The sequence below is a fragment of the Novosphingobium sp. HII-3 genome (assembly GCF_002916655.1).
In the GTDB taxonomy this organism is placed as follows: Bacteria; Pseudomonadota; Alphaproteobacteria; order Sphingomonadales; family Sphingomonadaceae; genus Novosphingobium; species Novosphingobium panipatense.
The window spans coordinates 25379-39939 of the sequence record NZ_PPSM01000013.1; the positions used below are offsets into that span (position 1 = coordinate 25379).

General features: G+C 63.0%; 13 protein-coding genes. 9 read left to right on the plus strand and 4 right to left on the minus strand.

The features are described from left to right. Nucleotide 1 precedes the first annotated feature (1 nt). Complete coding sequence (locus tag C2R25_RS03625; RefSeq protein ID WP_103727905.1) at nucleotides 2–442, plus strand: four-helix bundle copper-binding protein; 441 nt, start codon at nucleotides 2–4, stop codon at nucleotides 440–442. A gap of 146 nt (nucleotides 443–588) precedes the next feature. Here C2R25_RS03625 and C2R25_RS03630 read toward each other — a convergent pair whose 3' ends face one another. From C2R25_RS03630 to C2R25_RS03645, 4 genes are all read right to left on the minus strand, one after another. Beyond that, complete coding sequence (locus tag C2R25_RS03630; protein WP_062788722.1) at nucleotides 589–1335, minus strand: HAD-IIB family hydrolase; 747 nt, start codon at nucleotides 1333–1335, stop codon at nucleotides 589–591. Beyond that, a complete protein-coding gene (locus C2R25_RS20645) occupies nucleotides 1332–1991 on the minus strand; it encodes an HAD hydrolase family protein (protein WP_093067927.1) in 660 nt (219 codons plus the stop codon). The genes C2R25_RS03630 and C2R25_RS20645 overlap by 4 nt, the downstream gene beginning before the upstream one ends. A 2-nt stretch (nucleotides 1992–1993) precedes the next feature. After that, complete coding sequence (locus tag C2R25_RS20650) at nucleotides 1994–3094, minus strand: universal stress protein (RefSeq protein WP_233203748.1); 1101 nt, start codon at nucleotides 3092–3094, stop codon at nucleotides 1994–1996. 1070 nt (nucleotides 3095–4164) lie between these two features. After that, nucleotides 4165–5631: a multicopper oxidase family protein gene (locus tag C2R25_RS03645; protein WP_009823982.1), complete on the minus strand. Its 1467-nt coding sequence runs from the start codon at nucleotides 5629–5631 to the stop codon at nucleotides 4165–4167. A 627-nt stretch (nucleotides 5632–6258) separates the two neighbouring features. Here C2R25_RS03645 and C2R25_RS03650 point away from each other — a divergent pair. From C2R25_RS03650 to C2R25_RS03690, 8 genes are all read left to right on the plus strand, one after another. Then, complete coding sequence (locus C2R25_RS03650) at nucleotides 6259–6549, plus strand: hypothetical protein (protein ID WP_076605627.1); 291 nt, start codon at nucleotides 6259–6261, stop codon at nucleotides 6547–6549. 323 nt (nucleotides 6550–6872) lie between these two features. Then, nucleotides 6873–7289, plus strand: coding sequence for a hypothetical protein (locus C2R25_RS20655; RefSeq protein ID WP_043150657.1), 417 nt, complete (start codon nucleotides 6873–6875; stop codon nucleotides 7287–7289). 152 nt (nucleotides 7290–7441) lie between these two features. Continuing rightward, a complete protein-coding gene (locus C2R25_RS03665) occupies nucleotides 7442–7771 on the plus strand; it encodes a hypothetical protein (RefSeq protein ID WP_043150735.1) in 330 nt (109 codons plus the stop codon). Nucleotides 7772–8024: 253 nt separating this feature from the next. After that, nucleotides 8025–9545, plus strand: a complete 1521-nt coding sequence (locus tag C2R25_RS03670) for an aldehyde dehydrogenase family protein (RefSeq protein WP_043150655.1) — start codon at nucleotides 8025–8027, stop codon at nucleotides 9543–9545. A 26-nt stretch (nucleotides 9546–9571) separates the two neighbouring features. Further along, complete coding sequence (gene adhP / locus C2R25_RS03675) at nucleotides 9572–10597, plus strand: alcohol dehydrogenase AdhP (protein ID WP_037569599.1); 1026 nt, start codon at nucleotides 9572–9574, stop codon at nucleotides 10595–10597. A 25-nt stretch (nucleotides 10598–10622) separates the two neighbouring features. Beyond that, nucleotides 10623–12329 (plus strand): copper resistance system multicopper oxidase, encoded by a 1707-nt coding sequence (locus tag C2R25_RS03680; RefSeq protein WP_015449263.1) that lies wholly within the window; start codon nucleotides 10623–10625, stop codon nucleotides 12327–12329. Continuing rightward, the gene (locus C2R25_RS03685; RefSeq protein WP_170172290.1) at nucleotides 12326–13312 is read left to right on the plus strand and encodes a copper resistance protein B; all 987 of its coding nucleotides are present in this window, start codon (nucleotides 12326–12328) and stop codon (nucleotides 13310–13312) included. The genes C2R25_RS03680 and C2R25_RS03685 overlap by 4 nt, the downstream gene beginning before the upstream one ends. A gap of 83 nt (nucleotides 13313–13395) precedes the next feature. Beyond that, nucleotides 13396–14541, plus strand: a complete 1146-nt coding sequence (locus tag C2R25_RS03690) for an MFS transporter (RefSeq protein WP_231735490.1) — start codon at nucleotides 13396–13398, stop codon at nucleotides 14539–14541. Nucleotides 14542–14561 lie beyond the last annotated feature (20 nt).

Below are 14561 nucleotides of genomic sequence, written 5' to 3' on the forward strand. Positions count from 1 at the left end.
CATGATGATCGAGAGACGCGAATTGCTGATGGCCGGCGCCGGCCTTGCCGCCGCTGGAACGCTGGCTGGGCCGGCGGCGGCGCAGCAGCATCGAATGGAAGGGATGGCGATGTCGATGACGGACTGCATCGACGATTGCGTGGCTTCGCACCGCATGTGCCTGGAGACCGCCGCCTGGCTGACGAAGCAAGGCGGCGCGTCAGCCACGGCGTCGCTGATCGCCATGCTGAACGACTGTGCGGAACTGTGCCAGGCGACCGCCAACTCGATGTTGCGCGAATCCTCCCTCCATACCATCCTGTGTCGCGCCTGCGCTGACGGCTGCGAACGATGTGCGCGGGAATGCCTGAGCCACGTCGTGGGCGAGCGGATCAAGCTTTGCTCGGCTACCTGCAAGGATTGCGCCGCCAGCTGTCGGATGATGGCGGACATGGCCAGCTGAGTGTCCTAGAACGCGCCCAGGCGTAGTGGGGTCAAGCAGCTCCGGCACGATTGAAGCGATCCGTCGGCTCCACAATGTGGGACCGCTGCGAAGCTGGGTCGTACGGGCGCGAAAGCGGGACTGGTTAGGTATCGGCGGTAGCGCTTTTAGACTAGCCAGGCAGCGATCGCGCCAACCACCGACTTGGTTTCGGCAACGTCGCGGACTCGAACGGTATCCAGCCCGAGGTGCTTGGCCGGATAATCATTTCCGCCCGGGAAGATCGCGTCACCGAAGAAGATCATCTCGTCGAGCGCGACGCCGGTCTGCTCGGAAAGGCGCTTAAGGCCATAGGCCTTGTCTATCCCTTCGCGCGTGATGTCGATCGATGTCGCCCCGCCGATATTGATGGCAAAGCCTGGCAGCAACGGCTGGAGCAGGGCCTGCAATTTCTTGCGCTTGGCGTGATCGGGATCCCACGTGTCCTTGGCCTCGAGCGGCGCCTCCTGACCGAGCGCGGAGAATGTGATCTGGCTGCCGCGATCCTCGATCTGCTCGCCCCAGATGTTCTCGTTTGGATAGCCCGCCTGCTCGACCGCCTTGGTCAGTGCTTCGCGGATGCGCTGGCTTTCGTCGCCGGTGAACAGATCGGCATAGATACGCGTCCATTGGCCGTCGGCGTGACGATAGAGCTTGGTGCCCGTGGTCGGCTGGATGATGAAATTGTCGAGCCGCGCCCGGGCGGGCATGCGCGACACCACCTGTTTCTCGAATTGCGGCCAGTCGCCTCCGGAGATGATCGCTACCATCGTCACGTCGAGCAGGCGGGTAAGCAGATCCGCCATTTCATCGTCGAGCGGCTGCTTGCTGAGCGCGAGCGTTCCGTCGAGGTCGAAAGCGGCCAGTCGCTTCATGATGATCCTCCCACAAGCGGCAGCAGAAATGCGTCGATGGCATCGGCGATGCCATCTTTGTCGTTGCTGGTTGAAATGTAATGCGCTGCGCTACGGATCTCCTCAGGCGCCTTGCCCATGGCGTTCGTTAGTGCAAAAGGGGGAGCGACTTGAGGAAAAAGTTGGGTGAAACCCGTAACGATCATTTCAAGACAAACGATACGTAGCATCGTAGGAATCGCCCAGGTTTCAGCTATGCTGAGCGGCATCTTATTCTGATATCGAACGACGAATTCGACAGCCGAGGACAGTGAGACTTGCAGGTGAGACGCCAGAAGCAGAGACTGCGCGACTTGATGGGCGCGTGGTCGCCTGAGGCCGTCTTCAGCAAGACCGGGAAGTTTCGCGTAGAAAGCCTTCGGAAGACCCTCACCAATTTGCAGGATCGCGCGCTGGATCTGATAGTCGTTGTCGAGTAGCCATTCGGCTGCGGCGCTGCCGCGCTGGTCGGCTTGCGTGGCTGCCTGGCGGGCTCGAGCCAGCCAGTCTTTCATGGCGTCGAGATGCGCCCAGATGGGAAGAGGCGCTGAGCGACCGATCAATCCTGTCAGCTGATGGCGTGTGGCGGTCTCGTCGGCCGCCCCCGAAATAGGGTCGGTCCCCTCAATATCGGCCATGATCAGGCTTGGGCGGCGAGGGGTAGCCGGAGGCAATTATGCCCTACGGCGATCTGCGCTTTTCCCGAGCGGATTGTCGCAGGCGTTACGAGCATTGGTACATTGCAATGCGTCATCAGGTAGGAGGCGACCGTTCCATAGGGTACGTCGGAAACATGCCGATGGCTGTGGCCGCGCGCGGACAGGACGGCAATATCGGCCCTCTCGCGCTGAATAAGATCGCACAGCACCTCGCGTACATCCTCGCCACGGATCGAAATCGTACGTATTCGTAGACCGGACGCCGAGAGGTTGGATTTCGTTCGATCCAGGTAGCTGCGTGCTGCTTGCTCATTTCGCTCTATAAGGGCTTGTTGAAGCTTCTTGTCCTCGACTTCCAGGGGCCGTGCCTCGATCATCTCGGGCGTAGGGACGACATGGACGAGCAGGAGTTCCGCTTCCGAGGCCTTCGCAAGACGCACAGCTAGGGGCAGCACGCTCTCAGCCCAACGAGAGCCGTCAAGCGGCACCACAACCCTTCTGTAGGGCGCTGCCGGAAGCGGGGCCTCTACCGGTACGAGCAGGACCGGGGCTGGCGTCTGCATGAGCACCTTGTGCACGGTTGCCCCCATGCCCGGGCGACCGGCCTCTTGCCTGCCTCGTCTTCCCAGTACGACCATGCCGTCGTCGCACTCTCGGACAAAGCGGCAAATTTCCTCCGCGGTTTGGCCTTCGGCCAATTCGATGGAGGTTTTGGTTGGAGGTGCGCTGGTCGCGGCGGCGCATCGATCGAGGGCGCGCAGGGCTTCGCGCCGCCGGAGGTTACATTCAATCGGGTCTGGACGAGAGCGCGTCGAGCCCTCGCCGTCAAGTACTTGTAGCAGGGTAATAGGGACGTCGAGCGTTGTCGCGAGCGCACGAGCGTGTGAGTAGATCCACGCATCATGATCGGAGCAATCGATACAGGCGACAATCCCGGACTGCGGTCGGGGGGACGCCTGCGCCAGAGCTGGAAATGCTGAAGCGGCTGATATCAAATGCTCCTCTTGCCTTGGATCTCCATCGAATTCGTGGCGGCTAGGACAGCGGGAACAACCGGCATTTCGGCCTGGCGTCCCCTCCACGACTCGAACCTGCTCTGACCCTATCTGGGGGGAACGACCCGCGAAATTGTGATATATACGAATGGCGATCGGTCGGTTGACTGGGGCGCAAGAGCATCAGAACCGAAAACCGGTCGCTTGCGATTAGTACATCGGGCGGGCCTATATGCCTCCGCCTCGGCACCCGGCTTGAGCGTCCAAACCAACATGTCGGGATAGAATGAAGGTCACCTGGTCACCTTTTCCTCGTCCGGAAGCGAACTCGTCACCCCCGTTACCGCTCATGTGGTTGCTCGCTTGCACTGCGCATGAGACGATCACCGTCATCCCAAGTTCTGCGCCGGCTGCCTTGTCCTGGGCGATCTGCGATCAGATGCCATCGCAGGCGTCTCTTCTGTCTAGCGACAAATACGCATTACCACCGGCAGATGGTCGGCATAGTCTGCCCAGGGCAACCAACGAAGCTCGCAGCGGAGTGAGTGTGGATCGGAAGGGAACAGTATGACGATCGCGCTTAACGGGTTATATCGATGCCGGCTGCTCACTTTCACACGGTGGTCGTGTTCCATCTGGGCGATTTTCGCCGCGCTCACTGTGCCAACGCTACCTTCGCCGGCCAGGGTCGTTCCCGCAAGGGAAGATACCTCGACCACCAAGCTCGCGGGTGTCTGGTCATTTGATGGCCGATCCGGCTGTAAGTCGGGGATGGCCTGGGTTCTTAATCGCAACGGATCTTACAGCGAAATCCGATTGCCTGACCAGACGCCGCTTGGCGGAGGAAAGTGGTATGAACGCGGCGATACCATCTATTACTCATTGCCGCGAGTACTGACAGCGGCCGCGGGACGGCCCGACAAGCGTATGGTCATTATAGAGCGCGGCCCGCGGCGCCTGGTGGCCGTGACGAACCGCAGGGTTCGTCATGTGATGCACAAGTGTCCGGGATGATCGAATGCCTTCGATCGAGATGTGCGAAACGTTCTGGCCCAAGCCCGAAAAGGGAACAAAAACGAGAGTGGAGTTCGAAGTCACACGTCGAGCATTGCCCCCTTATTGGCATATGCAGGATTTCGCTTCTTGAGTTGTTCCCACTACGTCACGGAAAACTGACCCATCATGCCTTCGTCCTCGTGCTCCAGGATATGGCAATGGAACAGGAAGGGCGCTTTTGAAGCAGGCTGGTCGAAGCGGATTAATAACTCGACCGGTTCGTCCACGACGATGGTGTCACGTGGCCCCTGATCAAGAAGATCTGGTTCCTCGCCATCGCGACGTAGCACGTCGAAGTGCACTCCATGAATGTGGAAGGGATGGGCCATTTTCTGCCCGGAGACTTTCCATATCTCGACGGCGCCAAGCTCGACTTCCTCATCGATGCGATCAATATCGAATCGCCTGTGGTTGATCGTTAGCGGCTCTTCGTCGCTATCCATCATACCTCCCAGCCTCATGTTGAGCACCAGACGTCGCCGTGCGACGACCGTCGCCGGATCTGGCACCGCGCGGGACGCCAGGAGGAGCGGAAGCGTGGTGCTACCTCGCTTACTCGATGCCAAGCGCGGTGAAAATGTGAGGACAGTTTCATCCCCTGCGTTGTTTTCGCTAGCCTCGTGCCGATGCATCATGCCCATGCCATGCATCCTGAGGGTGCTTTGGTCCGGAGCCGATACCAACGAGACCGGTTTGCCATCGCTGAAGTCCACCAAGATCTCAGCCCGCTGACCGGAGGCCAGAGTGAGGGACTGCAATTCAACGGACTTTTCCAAAAGGCCGCCCTCGGTGCCGATCCAATAAAAGGCTCGTCCGTCGCTGAACGAAAGATCGTAAGTCCGGGCATTCGAACCATTTACGAGCCGCAGCCGCACTAAGCTTCTGGGAACGTCTGCTCGCGGGTTGTACGCGCCGTTTACGAGAATAACGTTGCCCCGCCTCCCGTCCAGCGCCACCATCATGCCCGCCGGTAACACCAGACGGCCATCCACGAACTGCCGATCCTGGATCAAGATTGGTAGATCGTCGACGCCGTAATCCGAAGGCAAACCGAGACCTTGCTCTTCCTCGTCGGTGACGAAGAGCAATCCCGCTAGGCCTGCATAGACCTGCTCCGCCGTTCGGCCGTGTGCATGCGAATGATAAAAGAGAGTGGCCGCCGGCTGACGGATCGGCAGCGTCGGACGCCAAGTCTCGCCTGGACTAATGGTCTGGTGGGGGCTGCCGTCCAGCTCTCCCGGTACGAGCAGCCCGTGCCAGTGAACCGTGGTATCAGCAGACAGATTGTTGCTGACAGTCACCGTCACGTCGTCCCCGCGATGTACCCGCAGAGTCGGGCCGAGATAGCTTCCGTTGTATCCCATGGTGGCGCTCCGCCGCCCTGGGAAGAAAGTGGTTTCCCCTTCCTGCGCCCTCAGTCCAATTCTCTGCCCATGGTCGCGTGCATCTAACAGGCGAGGAATGGGCAGCGTGCCTGCTTGGTCCGGCGTCGCAAATCTGCGCGTGCATGCCGCCCCCAGCAGGAGGCCTCCGCCCGCCAAGACAGTTCGCCGGCTCAGAAAAGTCATTTCGAAGCCCCTCCTGAGCAATCGTGAAACTGACGCAAACGCGCTTTTCTCGATCCGATGAGATCCACCGAGGCGAAGCGCCGCTCTTCCCTTAAAGGGCGCGCGGGAGGGCAATATCCGTAATACCCGAACCGATCGCTTTTGTGCCCGCCCCCTCTGGGAAGACAAAATTGCCCTTCTAAGCTGGTTGCGGCCCTCGCCAGTTGATCAATAATCAGCCAGGCGAGCGTTCAATCACTGCGGCACCGATCCGAGCGAGCGTCTATTCCGACAATTTAGCCTGGGCCAGTCCGAGTGGCTGGTTCGGCGGTGGGCCTTGCCACGATGGCGCCGAAGCAAAAGCGGCGTGCGATTTACGTTTCGCTGTTCGCCACTGCAGCAGGCGGCGTCGCTTTCCAGTGCTCGGGCTAGGCGGAGGCTTTGATGGCCGCCGTCTTCGGTCATCCGCGCCCAGCTTTTGCTAGTAGCCGAACTAAAGCTGACATTGCAGGCTGACCGCCAGCTTCGCAAATTACGTATACTGCCACCTCCAGGCCGATACCATCTCAACGGCAAGCTCCCTGGGGAGCGAGAATCGACCGGGCATGTGTCCGGTCGCACTGAAACTCAGACTTGAAGGAATCATATTTGCGCAAGAAAGCAGCGATTATCGCTTCGCTCGCAGCCTTTGGCGTCCTTGCCGTCGGCGCCGGGCCAGTTCTCGCCGATGGGATGCCGCCGGGCATGCCCGACCTTGAACAGACGCTCAAGGCGAAGCCGGCGCCGGCTCGGTCCGACACGGCCCAGATGCAAGGCATGCGACACCGCGAAGTGCGGATGCCCGGTGAGATGATGCAGGACCATCGGATCGCTACGCGGGAGATGGGGACCCAGGACGGAGCCTCCCGCATGTTGCATAGGTCGCGGGGCGGTTGCTGACCCTGCAATTAAGCCAGCTCCGACCACGAGGCGGGGTGGCCAACGACCGTGGCCTGGTTCAACCGCAGCTTTGGCCCGCCGTTCTCCCACGGCGGGCCAATTGGTTTTTGCACTTCGCTGCCGGCCGCCATCAAGCGGGATCATGAATTGGCTTGACCTTGGACCATGGTCCACCCCGCACGATCCCGCGCATGCTTGTCGCGATCAAAAGCGGATTCGTAAGTTACGTATACAGACTGCGTCTCGCTAGCAGCATTGAAGCTTTGGAATTGCCGGGATCGGAACGTCGATCGGGCAACAGGACGAACACTCGGAGACCCTCAATGCGACAGACGACATTTCGCGCGGCGACCATCAGCCTCTTCGTGACGCTAACCTTCGCCGCCGGCACCGCTCTCGCCCAGTCGACGCCCGCGCCCGCGCAGACTGCGCCGGCCCATGCCCACCAGCAGGGCATGGATCATGGCGGGCAGCAGATGCACGATCAGATGATGAAGGATCATCAGGCCGGCGCGCAGAAGCAGCAGGGGAAACCGGCCCAGCAGGATCAACAGGGCATGTCGGGGATGGCCGGCATGTCCGGCGGGTCGCCTGCATCGAACGGCTCGGGCATGGCCGGTAAGGCGAAGAGTGGCTGCTGCAAGATGCCGATGAAGAAGGCCAAGCCGGCCGCGAAGAAGAAGACCGCCAAGCCCATGGCCGACAAGCCCATGGCCGACAAGCCGATGAGCGACATGTGACGTTTCCAGCCCCGATAAAACACCCCCCCCCGGGGCTGAGGGCCCGCCGCCGCCCCCGCGGCGGGCCAGTTCTTTGACGATGCCCAGCGTCGCCCCGTGCTCCCGGCCTTCAAAGCCGGGTCCGAGCGTCTGACGTGACAGAGGAAACAGTGATGCGAAAACATCTTGGCGTCGGTGCTGCCGTTGGCTTTCTGCTCTTTGGCAGCACGCCGCTCCTCGCACAGGGTATCGGCCATCGCTTGTTCATGCGCGGCAAGATCGTCCGTATGGATGCGGGCGGCACAGTGGCCTGCCTGGGCAAAGCCGATGGCGCACACATCGGGCAGATACTCGACGTCTATCACGCAACGCCGCGCCACCGCCGCCTTGTCGGTCATGTCGAAGTCGACCAGATTTTCGACGACCATTACGCTCATTTCCGCGTGAGGGACGGGACGCTTCAGAAAGGCGATTGGGTGAGCCTAAAGCGCGTCCGGGCGTAACGCCAGAATTGGAATGCCAAGCGCCGCCCTCGCCAAAAGAAGAAGCGGCCGAGTAACGCCTGTCTCGGCATAATTCCGATCAGGCGTGCGCGAATAGGTTCGGGAGTCGATGAATACTAATCGGCTCCGTCGGCGTGTCTGACCCTCAAAGCCCGCGACAGCGACACCAGACTACCTTCTGCGGAACTTACTTATAGGCCGCCCGGGCAAAGAGATTACTCCGTCAGGCTATCGATAGAGATGGAGTCAGGTTATGTTCGAGAAGGCGATCGGGACCATCAATGCGGCGGCCTCCTTCCGACACCGCTATGATAATTTCATCGGAGGCCGCTGGAGCGCTCCTGCGGGCGGCGAGTATTTCGCGGACACGAGCCCGATCAATGGCGCCCAGATCGCCGAGTTCGCGCTGTCGACGCCGGAAGATGTCGAGCGCGCGCTCGATGCGGCGCACGCCGCCAGGGATCAATGGGCAAGGATCGCGCCCGCCGAGCGCGCCAGGATTCTCAATCGCGTCGCCGACCGGCTCGAGGATAATCTGGAGCTGCTGGCGCTTGCCGAGACGATCGACAACGGCAAGCCGATCCGCGAGACCCGCGCTGCCGACGTGCCGCTTGCGATCGACCATTTCCGCTACTTCGCCGGCTGCATCCGGGCGGAGGAAGGCGGCATCTCGACGATCGATGCGGACACCATCGCCTATCATTTCCGCGAGCCGCTCGGCGTCGTCGGCCAGATCATCCCGTGGAACTTCCCGCTGCTGATGGCGGCGTGGAAGATCGCCCCGGCGCTGGCGGCGGGCAACTGCACCGTCATCAAGCCCGCATCCCAGACGCCGCTCACCTTGCTGATGTTCGCCGAGCTCACCGCCGACATCCTGCCGCCCGGCGTGCTCAATGTCGTCACCGGCCCGGGACGGACCGTCGGCCAGGCGATCGCCGCCAATCCGCGCATCGCCAAGGTCTCGTTCACCGGCGAGACCGTCACCGGCAAGCAGATCATGCACGCGGCTGCCGACCATCTGATCCCCCAGACGATGGAGCTTGGCGGCAAGTCGCCCAACATCTTCATGGCGGACGTGCTCGACGAGGACGATGCCTTCTTCGACAAGGCGCTCGAAGGCTTTACTTTGTTCGCGTTCAACAAGGGCGAGGTCTGCACCTGCCCGTCGCGCGCGCTGATCCATGAGTCGATCTTCGACCGCTTCATCGAGCGCGCCGTGGCGCGCGTCGCCGCGATCCGCCAGGGCGATCCGCTCGACCCCTCGGTCCAGGTCGGCGCGCAGGCGTCGGAGGACCAGCTCCACAAGATCCTGGGCTATATCGATATCGGCAAGGCCGAGGGCGCGCAGTGTCTGGTCGGTGGCGCCAGGGCGCTGCCGGGCGGTGCGCTGGACCAGGGCTATTTCGTGCAGCCGACCGTGTTCGTGGGTCAGAACCACATGCGCATCTTCCAGGAGGAGATCTTCGGTCCCGTCCTGTCGGTCACCACGTTCAAGACGGTCGAGGAGGCGATCGCACTTGCCAACGACACCGCCTACGGTCTTGGCGCGGGCGTCTGGACCCGGAGCGGCAACACCGCCTACCGGCTCGGCCGCGCGATCGAGGCCGGGCGGGTCTGGACCAACTGCTATCATCAGTACCCCGCCCATGCCGCCTTCGGCGGATACAAGGCGTCGGGCTTCGGGCGTGAAAATCACCGGATGATGCTCGACCATTATCAGCAGACCAAGAACCTGCTCGTCTCCTATGACGAGCACGCGCTCGGCCTGTTCTGACCCCTCGCTCAAAAGGAGAAACGGACATGGCGAAAACCATGAAGGCGGCGGTCGTCCGCGAATTCGGCAAGCCCCTGGTCATCGAGGAGGCGCCGATCCCGGCGGTCGGCCCCGGGCAGATCCTGGTCAAGATTGCGGCAACCGGCGTGTGCCATACCGACCTGCACGCGGCAGAAGGAGACTGGCCGGTCAAGCCCAACCCGCCCTTCATTCCTGGCCATGAAGGCGTCGGGCATGTCGCCGCCGTCGGTGCAGGCGTCACCCATGTGAAGGAAGGCGACCGGGTCGGTGTGCCCTGGCTCTACACCGCCTGCGGGCACTGCGTGCATTGCCTGGGTGGCTGGGAGACGCTTTGCCACGAACAGCAGAACACCGGCTATTCGGTCAATGGCAGCTTTGCCGAATATGTCCTCGCCGATCCCAACTATGTTGGTCACCTTCCCGACAATGTCGACTTCCTCGACATTGCGCCGATCCTCTGCGCGGGCGTCACCGTCTACAAGGGATTGAAGGCCACCGAGGCCCGACCCGGCGAGTGGGTGGTCGTCTCCGGCATTGGCGGGCTCGGCCACATGGCGGTGCAATATGCCCGAGCCATGGGTCTCAATGTGGCCGCGGTCGACATCGACGATAGCAAGCTCGACCTCGCTACACGCCTTGGCGCCACACTGACGGTCAACGCGCGCAACGAGGACCCTTCGGCAGCGCTCAAGAAAGCCATTGGCGGCGCGCACGGGGCGCTGGTGACCGCCGTTTCGCCCAAGGCGTTCCAGCAGGCGCTCGGCATGGTCCGGCGCGGCGGCACGGTCGCGCTCAACGGCCTGCCGCCGGGCGACTTCCCGTTGTCGATCTTCGACACCGTGCTGAACGGCATTACCGTGCGCGGCTCGATCGTTGGCACGCGGCTCGATCTGCTCGAGGCACTGGCGTTCGCCGGCGAGGGCAAGGTCAAGGCCACGGTCCATGCGGACAGGCTCGAGAACATCAACGACGTCTTCTCCCGCATGCATCATGGCGACATCGAGGGCCGGATCGTCCTCGACCTCGCCTGAAGCCGACTTCGCGAAAGTACAGTTCATGTCTCCCTTACATATCCGGCCGATCGCGCGGCGCCGTTTCGTCCAGGGGCTGGCGATCGGCGGCGCGGTCGCCGGTTTCGCCCCGGCGCTTCTCGCGCGATCCGCACCAACCTTGCCCGCTGAGCTGAGCGGGACCGAGTTCGACCTCGAGATCGCCGAGCTGCCGGTCAACTTCACCGGCAAACGCCGTATCGCGACCGCCGTGAACGGCAGCGTGCCCGCGCCGGTCCTGCGCCTGCGCGAAGGCGACACGGTCACGCTGCGCGTACGCAACGGCCTCAAGGAGATGTCGAGCATCCATTGGCACGGCATCATCGTGCCGGCGGAGATGGACGGCGTGCCCGGCATCAGCTTTGCCGGCATCGCGCCGGGCGAGACCTTCACCTATCGCTTCGAGGTCCGCCAGAGCGGAACCTACTGGTATCACGCTCACACGCTCGCCGAGCAGACGGGACTCTATGGAGCGATCATCGTGGAGCCAAAACAGGTGCCGACGGCGCGGGCGCCCGATCGCGACTATTGCATCGTGCTCAGCGACTGGTCGGACGAGCCGCCGTTGCAGATCTTCCTCAATCTCAAGAAGCAGAGCAGCTACTATAATTTTGCGCAGCCGACCGCCGGCGATTTCCTCAAGGATGTCGGCACCATGGGCTTGGGCAAGGCGCTCGAGCGGCGGCGGATGTGGAACAGCTCGCGGATGAACCCGACCGACTACAGCGATGTCTCTGCCGCGACCTACACCTATCTGATGAACGGCGCGCCGCCCGCCGGCAACTGGACCGGTATCGCCGCGCCCGGCGAGCGCGTGCGCCTGCGCTTCGTCGGCGCGGGGACGGCGACGTTCTTCGACGTGCGGATCCCCGGGGTCGAGCTGACGGTCGTATCGACCGACGGGCAGCCGGTCGAGCCGGTCACGGTCGAGGAATTCCGGATCGGCCCGGGCGAGACCTACGACGTCGAGTTCACCATGCCCGAGGGCGGCGCCCGCACCATCTTCGCGCAGGCGATCGATCGGAGCGGCTATGCGCGTGGCACGATCGCACCGGCCCCGGGCATGGCGGCAGCCGTGCCGCCGCTCGATGCCCGGACCTGGCTCGAGCCGGTCGACATGATGGGCGCGATGGCGACGATGGGCGCAATGGGAGGCGACGCGCATGCCGGGCACGGCATGACCGAGATGCCGGCCAGGGCACGGCACGCCCGCACCGAATATGGCGCCAATACCGACATGCGCGTCGACTATCCGCGCACCAATCTCGACGATCCCGGCGCCGGGCTGCGCGGGCGCGGCTGGCGCGTGCTGACGCTGGCCGATCTGCGCACGCCGGGCGGCGATCCCGACCCGCGCGAGCCCGAGCGCGACATCGAGCTGCATCTGACGGGCAATATGGAACGGTTCATCTGGTCGCTCGACGGCATCAAGCTCAACGATTCCAGGCCGCTTCATTTCAAGCCAAACGAGCGGCTGCGCGTCACCTTCGTCAACGACACGATGATGGCGCATCCGATGCATCTGCACGGCATGTGGAGCGATGTCGAAGGCCCGGACGGCGCCTTCCAGGTCCGCAAGCATACGGTCGTGGTCCAGCCCGCCCAGCGGGTGAGCTTCCGCGTCACCGCCGACGCCATGGGCCGATGGGCCTTCCACTGCCATCTGCTCTATCACATGGCGGCCGGCATGTTCCGGGAGGTGGTGGTCGCATGATCCGGATTTTCCCCTCGCGCGGCATCGCTCTTGGCGCTGCCCTCTTCCTGGCGCCGGCGATCACGGCTCCCGCCCTCGCGCAGGATGCCTCGCCCCCGTCGCCCGCCGCCACCCCTGCCCAAACGGCCACTCCCGCTCAGCACACCCCTTCCGCGCAAGGCTCTCAGGACCATGCGGGCATGGACATGCCGGGCATGGATATGACCGACACGAAGGCGTCCGGTAACGGCGCCACGATGGACATGGGCTCGATGCAGGGTGGCAAGGCCCCGCCGGACGCGCGCAACTCGGACGATTATGCCGACGGCTATCGCAACTCGACGCTGCCGGGCTATGAGATGGCCGACAAGCTCTCGATCCCCAAGATACTTGTCGATGAGCTCGAATTCGCCAGCGGCAACGAGGGTCAGGGCGTGGGTTGGACCGTGCTCGTCACCAAGGGTCAGGACAATGACAAGCTCTGGCTGCGCAGCCAGGGCCTCAAGAACTCCCGCGACCAACGTCTCGATCCGGAGAGCAGCGTCGAGGCGCTGTGGTGGCACAGCAAGAACCCGTTCTGGGGCACGCTGCTCGGGGTCAGGCAGGATCTCGGCAAGGGCGCGACGACATGGCTGGCCGCCGGCGTCGAGGGACTGGCGCCTTATTGGTTCGACGTCCAGCTCACCGGCTATGTAGGAACCGATGGGCGTCTCGCGGCGCGCGCCAAGGCCTCCTATGAGGTCCTGTTCACCAATCGGTTGATCCTCACACCGCAGGTAGAGACCAATATCTATTCGAAGCGGTCGAGAGATCGGCAGCTTGGCAGCGGCTTCAGCAATGTCGAGCTGAGCGGACGGTTGCGCTACGAGGTGTCGCGCAAGTTCGCGCCCTATATCGGCTTCGTCTGGGAGCGTGCGTTCGATGGCACGGCGGGCTTCCGACGCCTGCGGGGCGAGGGGTCATCCGAACACCGGCTGGTGATCGGCTTGCGCGCTTGGTGGTGATACCGGCTCTCCGACGAACCGCTGACCCGCTTGTTCCCCAAGGCGAATCACACGATGGCAAGCGTGGTCAATCCTCCTTCATTGTGTTGCTGCTCGCGGCGGTGTCGGCCTCGGCAGGGCAGACGGCCATTCTCGCTTTCCTTCCGACCCTGGTCGACCCAAATCCCGGCGGGCTTTCCTCAGCGCATGATTTTCATGTCGCGAGCTTGACCGCCGTCCACCCGCTGGCAGCACTGGTGGCGGCACCGCTTTGGGGCTGGATTGCCGACCGGGTCGACTACCGCGTCATGTTGCGCACAGCGCTCATTATCCTCGCGATGGTGACTGCACCAGTTGGCCTCGTAGCTCTGCCGACTCTCTACGTTTTGCGCACGGTCGCGGGGATGGCGGCCGCCGCCATCATACCGCTTGCGCTGCTCAGTGCGAGTTTCGCCGCGGTCAGCCGTGGGGAGCAGGCGCGGCGTTTCACCTGGTTGACGGGGTCTGTATTTTTGGGAGACCTCGGCGGACCGCTTTTGGCGGAAGCCTCCGTTGCGATCATGCCCGGCGCGCCGCTCATGATCGTTGCTGCCAGCATCGGCACCGTCGCGGGGTCGCTTTGCCTTGTAAGCCTGCCAGGCCGCTGTGCGCACTGCCTCGACTCAGGAGATCCGCCGCCGCCGACAGTCTGCGCCACGGGAGTCCTATTACTCATCACGATCGCTGCGGGGGCCGGGCTTGCCGCTATGCACGTCAATCTCCTGATGACGCGCAGTGCGGTCTCGCTGAGCCGCGAGCAGATCGCCTGGATGCTCAGTCTTTGCGGATTCGGCATGCTGGCGGCGCAGATCTTTCATGCAAGGCTCGATTGGTTAGTGAAGGTTCCCGGGCGTCTTGCCGGATTGACGCTCGGTTTGCTGGCAGCGGCGCTCGTTGCCTTTCCACTCGCATCAAGCATAGCCGATATGAGCGTGTTCATCCTGGTCGCCGGTTGGAGCTCGGCGAGCCTGCGATTGGTCACAAGCTTCTGGATCAGCGGTTCTGCGGCGGCCTCAGGGGTGAGGCTTGGCCTCCAGCATTCGGCTGCCAGCATCGGGCAGGCACTGGCGCCCGTGGCGCTCGCTTTCGCCGCACCCGGCGCTCAGCCTCTCGTCCTCTGGAGCATTGCCGGCCTGTCGCTCCTGCTGCTTGTGGTCCTGCCACTAGCTTGGAAACGGCCCTCTTCAGGTGCTAATTCGTCAGGCGGATAAGGGGAGCGCGTAAATCGATA

Coding starts and splice junctions, on each gene's coding strand:
- C2R25_RS03625 (WP_103727905.1), top strand. CDS start 2: ATGATGATCGAGAGACGCGAATTGCTGATGGCCGGCGCCGGCCTTGCC.
- C2R25_RS03630 (WP_062788722.1), bottom strand. CDS start 1,335: ATGAAGCGACTGGCCGCTTTCGACCTCGACGGAACGCTCGCGCTCAGC.
- C2R25_RS20645 (WP_093067927.1), bottom strand. CDS start 1,991: ATGGCCGATATTGAGGGGACCGACCCTATTTCGGGGGCGGCCGACGAG.
- C2R25_RS03645 (WP_009823982.1), bottom strand. CDS start 5,631: ATGACTTTTCTGAGCCGGCGAACTGTCTTGGCGGGCGGAGGCCTCCTG.
- C2R25_RS20655 (WP_043150657.1), top strand. CDS start 6,873: ATGCGACAGACGACATTTCGCGCGGCGACCATCAGCCTCTTCGTGACG.
- C2R25_RS03665 (WP_043150735.1), top strand. CDS start 7,442: ATGCGAAAACATCTTGGCGTCGGTGCTGCCGTTGGCTTTCTGCTCTTT.
- C2R25_RS03670 (WP_043150655.1), top strand. CDS start 8,025: ATGTTCGAGAAGGCGATCGGGACCATCAATGCGGCGGCCTCCTTCCGA.
- adhP (WP_037569599.1), top strand. CDS start 9,572: ATGGCGAAAACCATGAAGGCGGCGGTCGTCCGCGAATTCGGCAAGCCC.
- C2R25_RS03680 (WP_015449263.1), top strand. CDS start 10,623: ATGTCTCCCTTACATATCCGGCCGATCGCGCGGCGCCGTTTCGTCCAG.
- C2R25_RS03685 (WP_170172290.1), top strand. CDS start 12,326: ATGATCCGGATTTTCCCCTCGCGCGGCATCGCTCTTGGCGCTGCCCTC.